The sequence below is a fragment of the Parabacteroides hominis genome, assembly GCF_014287585.1.
Classification (GTDB): domain Bacteria; phylum Bacteroidota; class Bacteroidia; order Bacteroidales; family Tannerellaceae; genus Parabacteroides; species Parabacteroides hominis.
Genome location: NZ_JACOOJ010000017.1, coordinates 85,257 through 100,856 on the forward strand (window position 1 = coordinate 85,257; position 15,600 = coordinate 100,856).

Annotated in this window: 11 protein-coding genes and 1 pseudogene; all 12 read right to left on the reverse strand. The window is 39.7% G+C overall.

Annotated features, from left to right (window positions below; translation table 11 throughout):
* Window positions 1-217 precede the first annotated feature (217 nt).
* Entirely contained in the window at window positions 218-3,337 is a 3,120-nt protein-coding gene (locus H8S65_RS10945; protein ID WP_186930017.1) for a DUF4906 domain-containing protein, read from the reverse strand.
* 55 nt (window positions 3,338-3,392) lie between these two features.
* Window positions 3,393-4,952, reverse strand: a complete 1,560-nt coding sequence (locus tag H8S65_RS10950) for a hypothetical protein (protein ID WP_186930018.1) — start codon at window positions 4,950-4,952, stop codon at window positions 3,393-3,395.
* Window positions 4,953-4,977: 25 nt separating this feature from the next.
* Entirely contained in the window at window positions 4,978-6,117 is a 1,140-nt protein-coding gene (locus H8S65_RS10955; RefSeq protein ID WP_186930019.1) for a hypothetical protein, read from the reverse strand.
* Between the two features lie 290 nt (window positions 6,118-6,407).
* Window positions 6,408-7,070, reverse strand: coding sequence for a hypothetical protein (locus H8S65_RS10960; protein WP_186930020.1), 663 nt, complete (start codon window positions 7,068-7,070; stop codon window positions 6,408-6,410).
* A gap of 5 nt (window positions 7,071-7,075) precedes the next feature.
* Window positions 7,076-7,723, reverse strand: a complete 648-nt coding sequence (locus tag H8S65_RS10965; protein ID WP_186930021.1) for a hypothetical protein — start codon at window positions 7,721-7,723, stop codon at window positions 7,076-7,078.
* A gap of 445 nt (window positions 7,724-8,168) precedes the next feature.
* A complete protein-coding gene (locus H8S65_RS10970; protein WP_186930022.1) occupies window positions 8,169-9,419 on the reverse strand; it encodes a fimbrial protein in 1,251 nt (416 codons plus the stop codon).
* Between the two features lie 48 nt (window positions 9,420-9,467).
* The gene (locus H8S65_RS10975; RefSeq protein ID WP_186930023.1) at window positions 9,468-10,574 is read right to left on the reverse strand and encodes a fimbrial protein; all 1,107 of its coding nucleotides are present in this window, start codon (window positions 10,572-10,574) and stop codon (window positions 9,468-9,470) included.
* A gap of 19 nt (window positions 10,575-10,593) precedes the next feature.
* A complete protein-coding gene (locus H8S65_RS10980) occupies window positions 10,594-11,535 on the reverse strand; it encodes a FimB/Mfa2 family fimbrial subunit (protein ID WP_186930024.1) in 942 nt (313 codons plus the stop codon).
* Between the two features lie 38 nt (window positions 11,536-11,573).
* Window positions 11,574-12,953, reverse strand: coding sequence for a fimbrial protein (locus H8S65_RS10985; RefSeq protein WP_186930025.1), 1,380 nt, complete (start codon window positions 12,951-12,953; stop codon window positions 11,574-11,576).
* A 349-nt stretch (window positions 12,954-13,302) separates the two neighbouring features.
* On the reverse strand, window positions 13,303-13,434 hold the full coding sequence (locus H8S65_RS21040) for a hypothetical protein (RefSeq protein ID WP_255489172.1): 132 nt from the start codon (window positions 13,432-13,434) through the stop codon (window positions 13,303-13,305).
* A 151-nt stretch (window positions 13,435-13,585) separates the two neighbouring features.
* Entirely contained in the window at window positions 13,586-14,746 is a 1,161-nt protein-coding gene (locus tag H8S65_RS10990; RefSeq protein WP_186930026.1) for a hypothetical protein, read from the reverse strand.
* Between the two features lie 409 nt (window positions 14,747-15,155).
* Window positions 15,156-15,413, reverse strand: a pseudogene (locus tag H8S65_RS10995) (helix-turn-helix transcriptional regulator); the annotation flags it as partial.
* Window positions 15,414-15,600: the final 187 nt, after the last annotated feature.

Genomic DNA, 15,600 nt, shown 5'->3' on the forward strand with positions numbered 1-15,600 from the left:
ACAGCTCCTACGTCCCAAACTCAGCCGGGAACGTGCCACACGCTTGGTAAGAAGCTTACTGGCTTCTTCCGGAACTTCATACCCATATAGATCTAATTTGAACTTTTGAGGAGGAGATTTATAATAAAAATGGCATGTGAAATGGAAGACATCAACCATTTACACATGCCTGCTTTTATTTTTAGGACATTTACTGAATGTCCCTTGATAGGTTAGATTACTTTTTATCTTTTACACATCGTACAACTGCACTCCCTATATCTCCTAAAGAAACATTTCCACCTCCAACTATATGGTAAACATTCTGTTTTGACTTTTTATAACTTAAAGAAGACATGGTCTGAGAGAATATAGCTTCCCCGAACGAGAAACCACTATACGCTGTTATCAATGTCAACTCTCTCATATTCGGCATACGCCATCCACTCGGACACGGATTTTTTACAGAATTTTTATAAACATCCGATTTACTTACAGTTGAAGATGTCAGACCGCTTGCTACATAGAAACTCTTATACGGTCTGTTATATTCACTTAACTCATCAGTAATAGCGAGAGGTTCGCCTTTATCATCAGTTGCCCGTAAGGCGTTAGGAGTAACGGCTGACAAATCTATCAAGACCGATCCATCACTTTGATACTTAGGACTTGCGTAATCAGCAGTCTCGTTAGATAATTGAGGAGCATCATTACTATTATATGTAACTCCCAAATTACGCACACAGCGATAATCCCAATATCCATTATTCATACTTTCGGAACCTGTTGCGGCACCTTCTTCAGCCCAGAATTGGATATTATTGCTATTTGTATAATGGAAATCACGATAATTTCCACTATCTGTTTTGCCCTCATCTCTCGTTACAGTAACCCCATTCTTCATTAGCTGTACCTCCAAAGGAAGAGCATCTTTACCAAGGAATAGACCAGTCATCTGATTGATTGCAGGCATATACCAGCGCACTTCATTATGTGTAATTTTGCCATCGCCATTTAAATCCCGGTTTCTCTGAAGACAAGCCTGTTGCAACAATGCTATATTATTTACTTTTTTCAAATAATTTGTAGCAGGATCTATATAAGTAGACCATGAAGAACCGGAAGTATAACCGATATTCTTGAACATATTATACCGACCATTAGAACCGGAACGATCACTGATGTTGCTTGCACTTTCAATTGGTAAACGTCCATCACTTTTTGCTGTACTATAGACAGGTTCATTCACCGATTCAACCCCCCAAGCTGTTGCCATATTAGTATTATAAAATGTTCTGATAGGTTTCTGGCTGATCAGGAAATTAGATGTCGTCAAGCTACTCTCATGATCGGAGCTATATTCCGTATCACAAAGAATATGCATTTCACGGTTATCAGCATTTGCAAACTTACTCCAATGAACATTGTTGTTATTTATTGGATTCGTATCATAATAGTATTCATCTATAAATACGGTAAATGCAGCATTACCATCAGAATCATATAACGAATATTCACTAACTGGTTCTGATTTCTTTTCTTTCAACAGAGTTATTAATTCTTTAATATTAATTCTTTCAGCAGTGCTTGAAGGGAATGGAACATAACCAGATGACGGATACTGCCATCTATAAGATTCATTTATTGTTTCTTCACTTTCATTTTTGTAGTACCAAGTTCTTTTTGAAATAGTAGTTTTTGAAACTTTACTTGACCGTGTATAAGGATCATTTACTGAACCAGAATTATATCCAGCTACAGCATATGCGGAATATCCTTGCGGTTTACTATTAGCACTATAAGTCAACCCTGAATAGATATATCTTTTTGTACCTCCCGTTCCTACATATTGCTTCTGATTCTTTACAAACCAAACCCATTTATAATCCTTAGCTGCATCTCCACGTCCGTCATTATCGAACGGTGTTTTTACCCGGAAAGAAGCATTATCAGAGACATTATCTTTATTAAATACAATCCGGTCTACTACATAATGGGCATCCACATAATAAAACTGTTTAGATTTTACCACATCACCTTCTGCACCCGGTTGATTTTCTATTACGCCTGATTCTTCATCATTAGACGAAGTCACTTCCAATTCTATATTATCAACACCCTTAATCTTTACATTATATGTATATTGAGTATTACGTTCGCTTCTGAAATCTGCTGCTCCATTTACAAACCCTAAATGAATCGTATATTTAACCTCTGCAGTCTTTTCTTTAAGATCGCCGTTCTCATCTAAGTACTTCTCGAAATAAGAGCCGGTCATTTCAACATAAGTCGAATACTTATGCGCATTTATATACTCTTCATTTCTTCCAGTAGAAGCATTTTTCTCCTGTCTTTCTCTCTCAGCATAATCCGTAATATTATTCAATGCACGTTTACGATTCTCGAACATATAAAAAGAGAAGTTACCACCTACAGTATTGCTCTCCTCCATGGTCAGCTCATCAAAATTCACATACTGTCCATCTTCTTTTGTATCACTATAGCCAACTGCTGCCGATGCATCTTGAGAATCGCCTACCACATCGTGAGTGCTTCCTTCTGAAGCATTAAACGTTTTTTCAAACAGGAATGAAGAAACAGGAACATTCACGACACGGTATCCTTTCGGTATAAAAGTGATCGATTGGGTTGTTTCGCCATTCGCTTTCCTTCCGATAGTAGGTTCTGCCTTTACTTTAAAATCCATACGGGAGTCAAGATGAATCAAATAAATTTTCCCATCTGAAACCAAATTTCCATCCATATCGATTGCTATATCCCCACCGGTTAATGCAGCAGTAGCATTACTTTTATTTGTAGCAAAAGAACCACTCATTAGGAAACGTCCGCTACCACGGTCAACAGGAACCGTCACATCAGCTAATGTTGCTGCTAAACTATTCAACTCATCCAAAGTTGTTACCTCATCCAATTTTTTTGTCAACTGATAATGGTTTTCAGCTCCCACGTTAGCAATCGCAAAAATCTTCTTCTCACCGGAAGTTATATCCAACGTAACTGTTCCAGCAGTAGTCCCACCAGTATCATCCTTCTGTGAAGTAATATTAAGCTCATCCTCACTAAATTGTCTACCAAATTCTTTCACGTATGAACTACCTTCCAACTTAAAGACATAAACATACAAATCATGTACTTTATACTCCGTAGCTGTAGGAAGCGCACTTTTTGTCACCACCTTATTATCTCTATTCTCCGATGAAAAAGACAACTTGGCTACAACAGGTATTCCCTCTTCAACCTTAACATTACTCTTCTTGATCAAATCCTCATCCTGGCATCCATTAAAAAGAAGCAAACCCAAAATAAAGGTGATAATATATAAATTATATCGTTTCATATTTCTCATTTTTTTAATTCACATTCATTCTTGAATCAATTACATCTCTATACGCTTATTCAAATGGATCTGGATTTACAGTCACTTGTTTCATATCTATCACTTCCCATTCAACTTCAGGAGTTACATCAACAGAAGGGCTATACGTTCCTTTCACCTGATAAACATGGCCTTTCGTTATTGTTGATCCTGGAATTGTCAATGAATAGGTCTTTGTATTAGTAAGATCGCCGGTTCCCGCTTCTGTTCGTATAGGTGTTCCCGTCCCTCCATCAATAACTCTACCGCCTTTTGAAACTTCAAGCCACGCATCCTTCGGGAATGTCTCGGGTTGTCCAGCCCAATCATAAGCATAATGATCAGTGGGTTCATTTATCCATCTCCCCCGATAAATCTTATAACCGTATTGTCTGTATTTCTTACGATACACATTCTTACTTTCCCCAGTACCTACTACTACACTCAAAATGAGATCTTTCTCACCAGGTTCGTAAGTATAAAACCGTGTATTAAAGGAAGACATCGTAAGAGCCTGATATTTTGTATTTTCCGGTTCTTCTTTACTCCATATTGCAATATCCGATTCTTTATTCAACCCTGTTAACGTTGTCACACCTGTCAGAAGTCCTGTTACAGGAACTTTAACATCACAATCGACGTCACGCCCATAGGCTACAATCTTGAAGTCAGTGAGATAATCATTATAATCTCTCGCACCATCTTCTTTCACCTTAGCACGAAAATAAAGAACTCCCCGCTCGGGGTGAAGTTTTTCATATACTTTATCACCTTCAGATCCACCAGTCGCTCCATTATTGAACCACTTTTTTCCTGCATCATTCCATTGTCCATTGGAATTCATAAGAGTAGATGCCCGTGCATACTTAGCCTCTTTAATAGTCAAATACTTACTAATCGTATTTTCTATTACATCAAAACCAATACTTTCTTCAATTTCGTTTTCATCGGTTATATCATACACTTTCTCTGCCGATGCATCCTGAAAAACATATTCATGCTTAGTTTCATCTGCATCTTCCATCGAACCAGCATCTCCCGATTGTGTAAGAAGCATATCAATACCAGCTGATAGCTGAACAAGTGACAACCTCAGTTCAGTTGTTTCTCTCCCTACAATAAAAGTTTTATAACCGACTTTTACTAACTGTTCTGCAAGAAAAGGATCTGTCACGACGCTCTCTGCCTGGTAGCCTGAAAAGTTATCCCACTTGGTAGCATTAAAATTCCAAGTCGAGGGATAGTTGGCAATCACATAAACAGAAATAGAACCTTCCGGGATATTATCAAAATGAGCTTTATACTCTGTTGATATGCCTTCTGTTCCTTCTACTTTCTGTAGACCTTGCGACTGTCCTTCACCATATTCGCCATGTGCGATTCGTTTACCATCCTCAAAAATAGCTACATGATAACGTAAAACATTTACTTCTTCATAATATGGCTCTATCTCACCTACAGCTTTCGTTTCTTCACCTCCGACAGACAACGCGATTGAAAGACCTACACGTTCTTTATTATCGACAGACATTTCTGAGGTACAAGCTGCCATTCCTACAATCGCAGCTAAACAACATATTAAACTCCTTATCTTCATAATATATTAATTTTACCCGTTTACATTAATTTCTATTCGCAGTTAAATCACCATCAACTAATACACCTCCGTCAATCCATTTGTCGATAGAAAAGATCACATCCAGATCTACTTGTTCAGGTCTCACTGATGCAGTCAGGTTAATCCGATAGATATAGCCAGCTTCTACTGCTTTCAGGTTATCGGTTTTTCCTTCAATTACGATCTTCTTTGTACGAAGTTGAGATTGTACTCCAATCTTATAAGAAATTTCCAAATACATTTCTTTGTCTGCTTGTACATTTGAATAGTCGTATGCAAATGTACGGAAAAATACATTATTATTAGCTAAAATATTTTTGCCATCTGTTGAAGAACATTCAATATCACCAGTATTACAAGTAGGAAAACTACTTCCGAAATTCCAATCAGATGGTTCTGCAAGAACCGGACCGATAGCGGCTCCGTTTGCCTGACCTTTTGTATTTATATTATACAGTTCCACACCTGCCAATGTTACGTCTACACTTTCAGAACCGCTCTGCTTCTTAACATTGAACGATGCAAGTTCTACACGTGCATAAGCCTGTTTCACTGTTACATTCACTGGATACGAAGGCTGTGCCAAAACACCGTCAGTACCGTTAATCTTTTCATAACCCGGATATTCAGATCCGTCAGCATACTGCCATGTAATATTGGATTCACCAAACTTGGTACAATCAGCCAAATTAGCGGAAGCAGCTTTCACCTGTGCGCCTGTAGTGTAATTAGATACAGTTGAAGCAGTGATGCCAGAATTGGCAATAACCATTAATTTTAAGGTATTCACTTTTTTTGTAAGGAAACCAAAATCGGCTTTAGGAGTACAAACGTTACCAGACTGTAAGAAATCTCCATCAGCTTTGTTCAATAAAGCATAATCAATAACATTGTCTCCATTTAATAAAAAGATGACAATGTTATTAACTTCTTGATCTACGGTATTATCTGTTCCTGCATTAGTTACGGACTTTGTTGTTAAGCCATTCATATCCAACTGGAAAGAAACCAACGCTTCCTTAGAAGTACCTGTAGAACTGTTTATTTCTTTAGAGATGTCATTCATCACTGTCTCGTCGTCCATCGAGCAGGATGCCATTGCTGCCAAGAAGCAAAAAAACGATAGTATATTCTTTAGTTTCATAACCCTAATATTTTTTCCATTTAACTTACAAGGGCAAAAGTAGGGGGAATATCAAGAGGGGGCGATAGGCGAAACTTTCAAGATTAATAGGTAAAAATACCAGAGGAAAGATTGAGAGGCGTACCCTTTAAATGCGATAGAAATAACTACAAGATAAGGAGTTCTGAAAGAAAAGCGGGCAAAATGGGGAGATTTCGGGGTTTTAAGAGTATTACCGTCATTTATGAAAGGTTTGGCTATGCAATAGTATCGTGGGGCATTAATAGAAATGTCAGAAGATTGGCTGAAAATTAAAACAGAGCCTGTAGCCCGTCAGCCATAAGAGCGGACAAGATAGCGGCTATGATGACCAAAAAGAGCCATAAAACACAACGGCTTGCGAATACAAGCGCTGCCTTAAAGCGTTCTTTACGAATATGCCCGGCCTGCCTGTCAAACAAGATTTCCAATTTCCGGTATTGTAAATAGCTTTCTTCAAACAATTTCATTGATTTTTCCGTGTCCTTCGACTCTTCTATTTTAGCTGTAAAAACTGCCTTTACCGCATACCTCTTCAATTCACGGTAAGAGGTCCATTCCGTACCAGAACCCATTTTTAATGGATCCATATACTTCATTTTCTTTTCATATCTTTTCACCGTATCCGACAAAGAAGCATTTAGTTGCTTAAAACAATCCAGAATCAGACGCCGGATGTGACCCTCCGCTTTATCTATTTCTTTCTTCTGCCTCTCGATTTCTTTATGCTTCATCTCCGGATCATTTAAATCGATGGAACAATCATAATGGCAACGGGCTATATGATCGTTAAAAGCCCTGATTTCATTTTGCAAAGCGTGGCTTATTTTGCCCGAACGCACCTCGACTTCGATTAGCAGCGGCTTGACCACCTCATTGTAGCTTTGGTACAAACCTTTCACACGCTCCCGATCTTTTTTTTCTAAAATCAACATAAGCCCTATTTATTTAGAATTGAAAAAAGATAAGATTTAACCTCGCTTGGATAAAAAAAGGAAACAACAGCGGATATCAATATAGGAAATATCCAAATAAAAAGTTTACTTTTGAAAGATAAATGATACATGGAAACGGCGCGATTCACTTCGCAACTTTTAAGATTGAGGAAATCCTCCAACTTTATATAATCTTGATAAGCATCCTGATATAAAGTCAAAGCCTCGGTGGCAGAGAGCCACCTCTCCCTCTCCTTTGCTAACATCAATTTGGATTCTGCTGATTTCTTCTTCCTTGTATATTCCTTGAAGAAAGAGCCGTCATTGATAGCATTCAAATCTACATTCAGGGTTTGTTCTTCAAAAAGTTCTATCACCAAAACTAATGCTGCATTCAAATATACATACAAATATAATTTGAGCTGTGTCAGATGCTTCAAAGCCAACTCTATCGATTCGTCATATTCTTTTTCAGTAATGGATTCACGATACCCATTCGCCATATAATCATTAAAGAAAAAAATTTCCGCCAACAAGGGTTCTGGAAATTCTTCAAACCGAGCTTCTATTTCAGCTACTAACGGTTTGATTTCTTTATTATATAATGTATACAGTGCTTCTCTCTGGCGTTCTATTTCATTTTCAGGTATCAAAGCTACTTCAGATATTTACTAATGATCCGTCTAACATCCTCCAAACTCAAAATCCTTCCTAAATACAGATATACAGAACCTCTCGGAGAAAGATGTTTTGTTCCCTTATGACTGAACTTCTTCTTATTTATAGCTGATATGGATCCGATAATATCAGAGATAGGCCTTGTGGTCAATGCATTATAATCCAACCCTGTAGATTCATGCAGAAGTTCTTTAGTCTCTATACTTAATTTAAAGTCAGTCATTTTTTATCTGTTACAATTTGGGGAACAAAGATACGCTTTTTTCTTTATGCTCACAAATATAACGCTTAATTCCTTAAAGTGTTTCATAATAAAGTGCTTAATATTCCAAATATGATATTATTTCAATCTGCTACACAAAAAAAACAGGCAACCCGTGTGAATGGATTGCCTGTTCCCTTTTTAAACCTGTAGGCTAATTAATTCGCATCTTCTTCGTTCTGCTCGATCACGTTCCATGGATCAACCATCACTGTTGCAGCAACATGGGCGTTCAATTCGATCTTATCCTCATTCCCTGAACCTTCACCCGTTATTTTAACAGTCAGTTTATAAATATGATTTGCCAATATTTCAGGAACACTACCTGGAACATTATCTTTCAAAATAACTCGGAAATTCTTTGTCACTGCTTCAGCAGCAGAATTTCTCTTAAACTTACCTGTAATTAACAAAGCTGTTTCATACACACCATTATCCGAAGTCTGTGGTACATTAGAAAACGCATAAGCATAAAATTTACTGTCTTTATAACTACTACTGTTAAAATCATACTCTGCATTTGCAACAGCGTCAAACTCATATTTTTTTGCCAACTGCTCTTTAACATCAGCATTCGGAAAAATCCATTCCTGATCCTTTTCATATCCAGGAGATTGATAACCTTTCACATAGTCACCGAATCCACCACCAAGTTTTGCTGTCGGACGAACATTTACCAAAGAAAGAGTATCCAGTTCGAATGTTGCTCCCGGATAATTCTCACCTATAGCAACTGTCAGCTTTTCAACCTGAACACGGGCAACCATACGTGTTACAATCACTTTGTTATAACCCGTAGGAGTAGTAGCATCAACTGTAGTTGTATATGCAACAGTAACCGGACTGGAAGAAGTACCTCCATTATTAGCCCAATTCTCTACATGTTCTTCTTCTCCTTTTACAAAAGGCTTCAAACCTGTAAAGTGAATTTCCGAACTAACCATCGGCAATGCACTTTCCTGAGGTATATATGTTTCAATTGATCCTGTCAAAACTTTCGTTTTTAAATCATCAAGGCTCGAAACAGTTTGTTGCGCTCCATTGGCAACCAATACCGCAATAAACTTATCCGCTGTAGGTGCTGTTTCATCAGATTCCGGAGTAACCTTTACAATTACATGCTTAATGCAATCGATCGTCTCCCCTTCTTTGGCTGTTTCACGGGCAGAACCTGCCAATGTACCATCATCCTTAAAGATATAAGCATCCAATGTTTTAATTAATTTCTCATTATCCAAATTATCAGCTGCCGAACCAGGCTCCGCTTTTGTCTGTATCAATGCAGTTGCACCAAATGACACATAGGCATCCACTTGTGCTTTCGGACCGTTGTTCGCATCGTCGTCCTTTGAGCAGCTTGCCATCGTGCAAACTGCCAAACCTGCTAATAAAATATTACGTAGATTCATCCCTTTATATTTTTAATCGTTTATACTTTTATTTATTTTACCCTTATATTATTTGACTACTGAAGTTTGATTTACGGGACCCCATCCTACAACTTCAACGCTTACGCTCAAATCTCCAGTAGAAGGTGTCGGAGGAACCGGAGGTATCGGGTCGTCGATATCGATGCCTTCGAAACTGTTCGGGCCGAAAGTGATGTTCAGGCGGTAGATGTAATTACGTTTCACGTACTTATGTGACTCGCCTTTTAAAACGACTCCGTTCTCATTGATTGTGGCGGCAAACTCTTTTGTCTCGGCCTGATAGTTGGCATTTGCCAGGATCGTGGCATTCACGACAAGCTGTGTCGGATTGCTGCTATCCGTATTTTCCATTACATACTGGCGGAAAGGCGTTCCGGAAACCGGAAGGTTCTGTCCCAATGTGACAGCAGCACTATTACTCAGGTTTCCATCGACCATCACTGCACCCCAATAGGCCGTGCTGGCAAAGCGGGAGGCGGTTTTCTGGTTGGCTAAATAGATGCTGTTGATACGGACGGTACGTCCTCTCAACCTGCTGTTCGTATCGAAATTTGTCGATGCGCTCTTCAGTTCGATGCGGGCAGCCAGACGGGTCAGTTCCAATGGGGAAGAGATATTGTTGATATTCGTCTGCGTCGCATATCCGATATAGTTGTCGCCATCTTCCAAGCGGTTGTCGGCAACAATCACCTGCGCGCTCATGGCAAGGTTCGTCTGCGACTGGTCAGACAGTTGTGCCAGACGATCCTGGAAATCACTATAAGAAGCCACTCCGCTGAAAGCGTTCGCCGGGACATTGGCAAGAATGGCGATTATGGCATTCGTCGCTTTTGTCGGAACATTCAGGACGGTCGCTTCTCCACCGGAAGCAGACATATCGCTCGTCCAATATGGATCGACCAAGATCTGTGAACCGTCGGCAGTAAACGAAAGCACTGTTACGTTGTTTATATTTGTCTCGCCGGAAAGAGCATTATCATCTCCATCCGCTTTCGTACCCGGAGCAGAAGCTTTCATCGAGATATTCAGTTTCGCATCCTTCATATCCTTCACATTCACCGGCTGGCTGTCTTTCGAACAGCTCGCCAAAGCGAACAACGACAAACCGACTGCTATTATATTTCTTATTTTCATATCTATACTTCTTTAGAGATTAAAATATTATATCCTCTTCCACTACACCCCACGGAGTGACACGCATACGGGCTGAAATATTACCGTCTTCGCCAAACAGGATTTGCACATCCAGGCGGCCGCCTTCCGGTATTTCGAAAGGATTGCCTTCGACATCTTCATATAGAGTCCTATTGACAGTCCCGTCATTGCTGGTGATCTTTATACCCAAGTTTTCGCCGGCAAACGAATTTTGCTTTCCGCCTAAACTTTCGTTATCGATAACTCCCTTTGTCAGCCATTCACGCGTAGCATCATATTCGCCTTCCGGGTTATACGTCACGCTATCGCCGCTGAGGACACCGGCATTATTGTATGTATCCAGAGTCTGGTCGATATAGAAATCAAAATCAGATGCGCTCTTCAGGCCATAGGCTTTCAAGGCGTTAGGCAAGCCGAGTGTTTTAATCGTATAGGTTCCTGTTTTGAGGCGGATTACCACTTCGCCATCGCCGCCAACGAGACCGCTACCCAGTGATGTCACTTCTTTTGTCCCGAAATAGAGGCTGTCAGGAGATTGAGCATACCCTTCGGCACTCTTCAATTGCAATTGCAGCTCATCCATATTTTTCGGTTGGGTGATTATTTGATTTCCCCCTTTGAGGTTTCCCCATGCCACGATGTGCAACTTCGTATTGTCCGGATATTTATCCAGTTTGATTTCTTCTTTTGCCAGAATAAAATCTTTGCTTAGCTCGCGAGCTTCCAGGAAGTTCTTATTTGCATCGAAAATATACAAGGTTGCATCCGTCACCAACCCTAACCGGGTAATGTCGAGTATCTCTCCCCCATTAAGCCCTTCGACCTTCAGGGTCAACTTGCTACATTCGGCCAGATCGTCCTTGATGCAACTTGTCAGCATAACGGCAAGTGCGCCTGCGACCAGTAAAAGAGACTGTTTTATAAATGCTATATGTTTCATAATACTATATTTATATCTGATTATTACCCTATTTCATATCAATCGACATCTTGGTCAATTTCAATCACATTCCAGTCTGCCACCTTAACCTGTGCTGCAACATGTGCGAAAGCGGCAGGGGTAAACGGATCATTCGAACCGGAACCCAATATCTGCACGGTCACGTTATATTTGGTGTTGCGCTGGATATGGACATTCGTCTTACCTTCGTCACCGGAGATCGTTCCGCCCTGGCTGTTGTCATTGATGATAACCGTATAGTAACGATTGTTTTCGGTAACCGGTGCGCTGTCACCGATCTTATAGGTATAAGAACCTCTCAAGACTAATAAAGTGTAATTATTTTTTCCTGTTACATCTGTTTCACCATCTTGGTTCGGGTAGACATAGCAGGGAGGAATAATATTGTTTGTCCAATCAAGCGTTGTAGTTTGTTCATTCGTCCCTGGCTTAGCGCTAATCATCAGAGGCTGATCCAGTACACGCAACATATCGTCATCACCTTTAGCCTCTCCGGTTTTATAAGTACCGGTATGGGAAGCATATTTTATAGGAGCTAAATAATATGTAGGATCTAAAGCTCCATTTTTCAATGGTGACTGTTCGATTGTTGTAACATCGCTGTTAGTTCCAATCCCGGCTGTGCTCTTCACATTGGCTACAAAAACTGAATCCAATGTAAAACTTACATTTCTATATTCCGGGTTTTCAGAGTCCGGTATCTCCGGCAATAAAACGCCCTTTAGTTTGATGGCGGCAACCGTACGGGTCAAAACAACGGGGTTCTCACCATAAACTTCTGTTCCGGTCCCATAAGAAGTATCAATTATTGTTTTTCCTTTTTCACCGAATCCCACAAAATTTATACCTGCGACAAGTTCAAGGGACAGCACTTCACTACTCATCGTAAGTCCATTATCCTTCGTTTCCGATGAAAGAGGGGTTGCAAGTTTAAGCACATTTTCCACTTTCAAGCGATCTTGCGGATTCGAACTATTGACAGAATTTGTCAGTTTTTGCAATACGCTGGGATCCAAGTTTGCGATCAGCAACAAATGAATGTTTCCGGATTTCACTTCTCCCTCAATTACAGTTTCATCTGTAGGATTCTTATAGGTCTGTGTGAAAATGGCTGCAATACTACCTACACGAACATTACTTTCAGAGTATGCCCCATTATTAAAAATCACCGCCGTCAACGTATTCACTTCAGAATCCCAAGTGAGCTCTGTTCCGGCATTGTCGTCGCCTATAAATCCGCCTTTCGTCTTTACCCTATTATCAGTCTGAACGGCCAATGACAATGTTGCATCCGGCACGACAGGCGTAATCGTCAGATTCACCGGATCGTCATTGTCCGAGCATGAAAAGAATGCGCAGACCATCAGCATTAAAAGAAAGCAACTTTTCAGTTTCATAGATATAAATATTATTTTGTTTTTTTACCTTATAAAATAATCACAATACAAAGATAGGTATAAATAAAACAGGAGAGATAGGTAGTTCTCTCTTTGTTTATAGACGAATCTATCAAACTGCCAATGTGATAGTTTTAGCTCTTATCCTGCGATATACACCGACAATGTTTTATTTTCCGAAATTCTCTATCACTCTATCACTCCGAGGTATTAGCCACCTCATATCCAACCACTAAGCGAGTGACAGCAACCGCATTTCATCTATCACACATCTATCACAACTGTCACACCCGGTGAAAAGCACACGAACCGGCAGCCTTTAACAGCCAATAGACCGCTGAAAATCACACTAATAAGCGACAAATGTCGCTAACATGGGGATGTCGGCAATCCCTACATCCCCATGTTCAGCCTCAAACATCCGGGTGTACGTTTCGCCAACATCCGGGTGTTCCACATCTATTGTGCTTACTCTTGCCATTTCCGACAGTATGGTTTGTAAAAAAAGCATCTGTGCTTATTGTTATAGTATGTAAAGCTGCCTTTAATTATAGTAAAACAGGAACCTCCTTGTATAAATGCAAAAAAGTGCTTCCGGGTAGGGAAGCACTCTTTTGTTATTTTGGGAGTTGTTATTTAACAGGAGTAACCTGAGTAACTTCATCCCAATCCTCAACCACAGTTTTGACTTTCAAAGATGGTCTCAGACCACCTATACCACCACCAATACCGGCAACAGCTAAAGAAATCTTATAGTTCTTATTAGGAAGAATACCAGCACCAGCGTCTTGCCCAGTAATCGCACCATCTTTACCAATCTCTATGTTATAAAAACTATTATATGTATTCTTAATAGTCTGACCGTCACGTACAGCACCTTCCACTTCCATTGTTCCGTTAAGCGTAAAAGCGGTAGGATTGTCATTCGAATACTCCCCACCTTCTTTAGTTGCTTCATTAGGCAATACATAGAATACAATAGAACTCGGTTTTGTTACGGACACCGCACTTGTTGTTGTTCCCATAATATATGTAGCAAAATCCTCAGTAGTATTAGCTACTATATAACTATTGTTTTGTTCATCATTACTAAGAGAATTCCATTCCCAACCAGTTAAACCACCAACAAATTTATCTCCTACAGCATAAGATCTTTCAGAATTTTCACCGCGTTTCGCAAAAGTAACCGTAGAACTTTCGGGAGCCATGTTTACAGATGCTGAGATAAAATCAAATTTAAATGTACCGGCAGTAAATGCATTTTCATCTCCCTGTTGACTCATATCCAAAGTCAGATCAACCAACTCTACACGAGCCAAGTCACGAACCAAAGTCAACGTTGTTTCATTCTTATCACCTGCTGCAATTGTTACATCTCCAGAAAGACCGTGCATCGGTAAGCTTGTTCCCTCAATATTGCCAGAAACATTAATTACTTCACTCGTTGGCACGCTTGTCATTTCTTTACTAAAATTAGCAAAACCTACACAATAAAGTTTCTGACCTACTTCCAGATTGTCAAAAGTGTAAGTATATTCCGACTTAATTTCCGAAGTAAGATAAACACGACTAATAACTGTGTTTGTTTCCTGCTCAAGCAAAAAGATATTAATATCATTTACGGCAGTTTCAGTACCAGCCGCAATATCTGCCTTTGTAGACTTCACACCAAGACCAATCGTCAAAGAAGCATCTCCCTTAGCATCCGGACCATTCTCAATCACATCGTCATTCGAACAAGAAGCGAACGCACATGCGATCATAGTCGCATACATAAAATTTCTTAGTTTCATATTCTTAAAAATTAAAAAGTTAATAAATTCGTTTATTATAATGATTGTTTATTTTTCTTACCCTATAGCTTACTGAGTTGTTCGGAACGACTGTTGTGCTTTTGTTGTTCACCTTCCCATCGGCTAATTCTTATATTATACGATTACGAATCATACAATCCTCATTTTATCAATCTTATCGTCTCGGGCTTTTGTCTTTCGACACTGCAAAGATGGTGGAAAAAGTAAAGAGGGGTTAGAGGCGTGACTATCAAAAATAATCGGTAAAACTCTAAGTCGCCATTTTGATTTATTTGCACCCTTTTTTGAGAAATTTTCAGTTTCATGGCGCTTATATTCCTATTATAAAACAAGAACAGGGCAAGAATGCAGTGTGACAAATTGTCCCAAATGACGGAATGTCCAGCGGTTAAGCTGGAATCCCGTATTGTGAAGGCGTAACCCCGTATTGCTCGGTAAAGCGTTTGCGGAATGTGGCTGTATCGTTGAATCCTACCATTTCAGCGACTTCCTGGACGGAGTATTGCTGGCTGGCAAGCAGTTCGGCGGCTTTTTTCAGTCGTATGTTGCGCGTCAGTTCAAGGATGCTCAGATCGGAGTATTGCTTAATCTTGCGATACAAAGTTGGCAGACTCATGTTCAATGAGTCTGCGAGTACTTTTGCTTCAAGGGGCTGTCCAAAAAGTGTGACAGCCCCTTTTGCTATTGTTTATTTCGGTAAAAAGTAGTATCTTACCGTTGCAAAAAAACAAACATTATAGCAATGGCTAAGATAGTATTTAAAGAGTTAACATCCAACCAAAATGTACTTTTTCCGGTTAGTTTATCGGAAAAGATAGCTCCCAATCATCCCG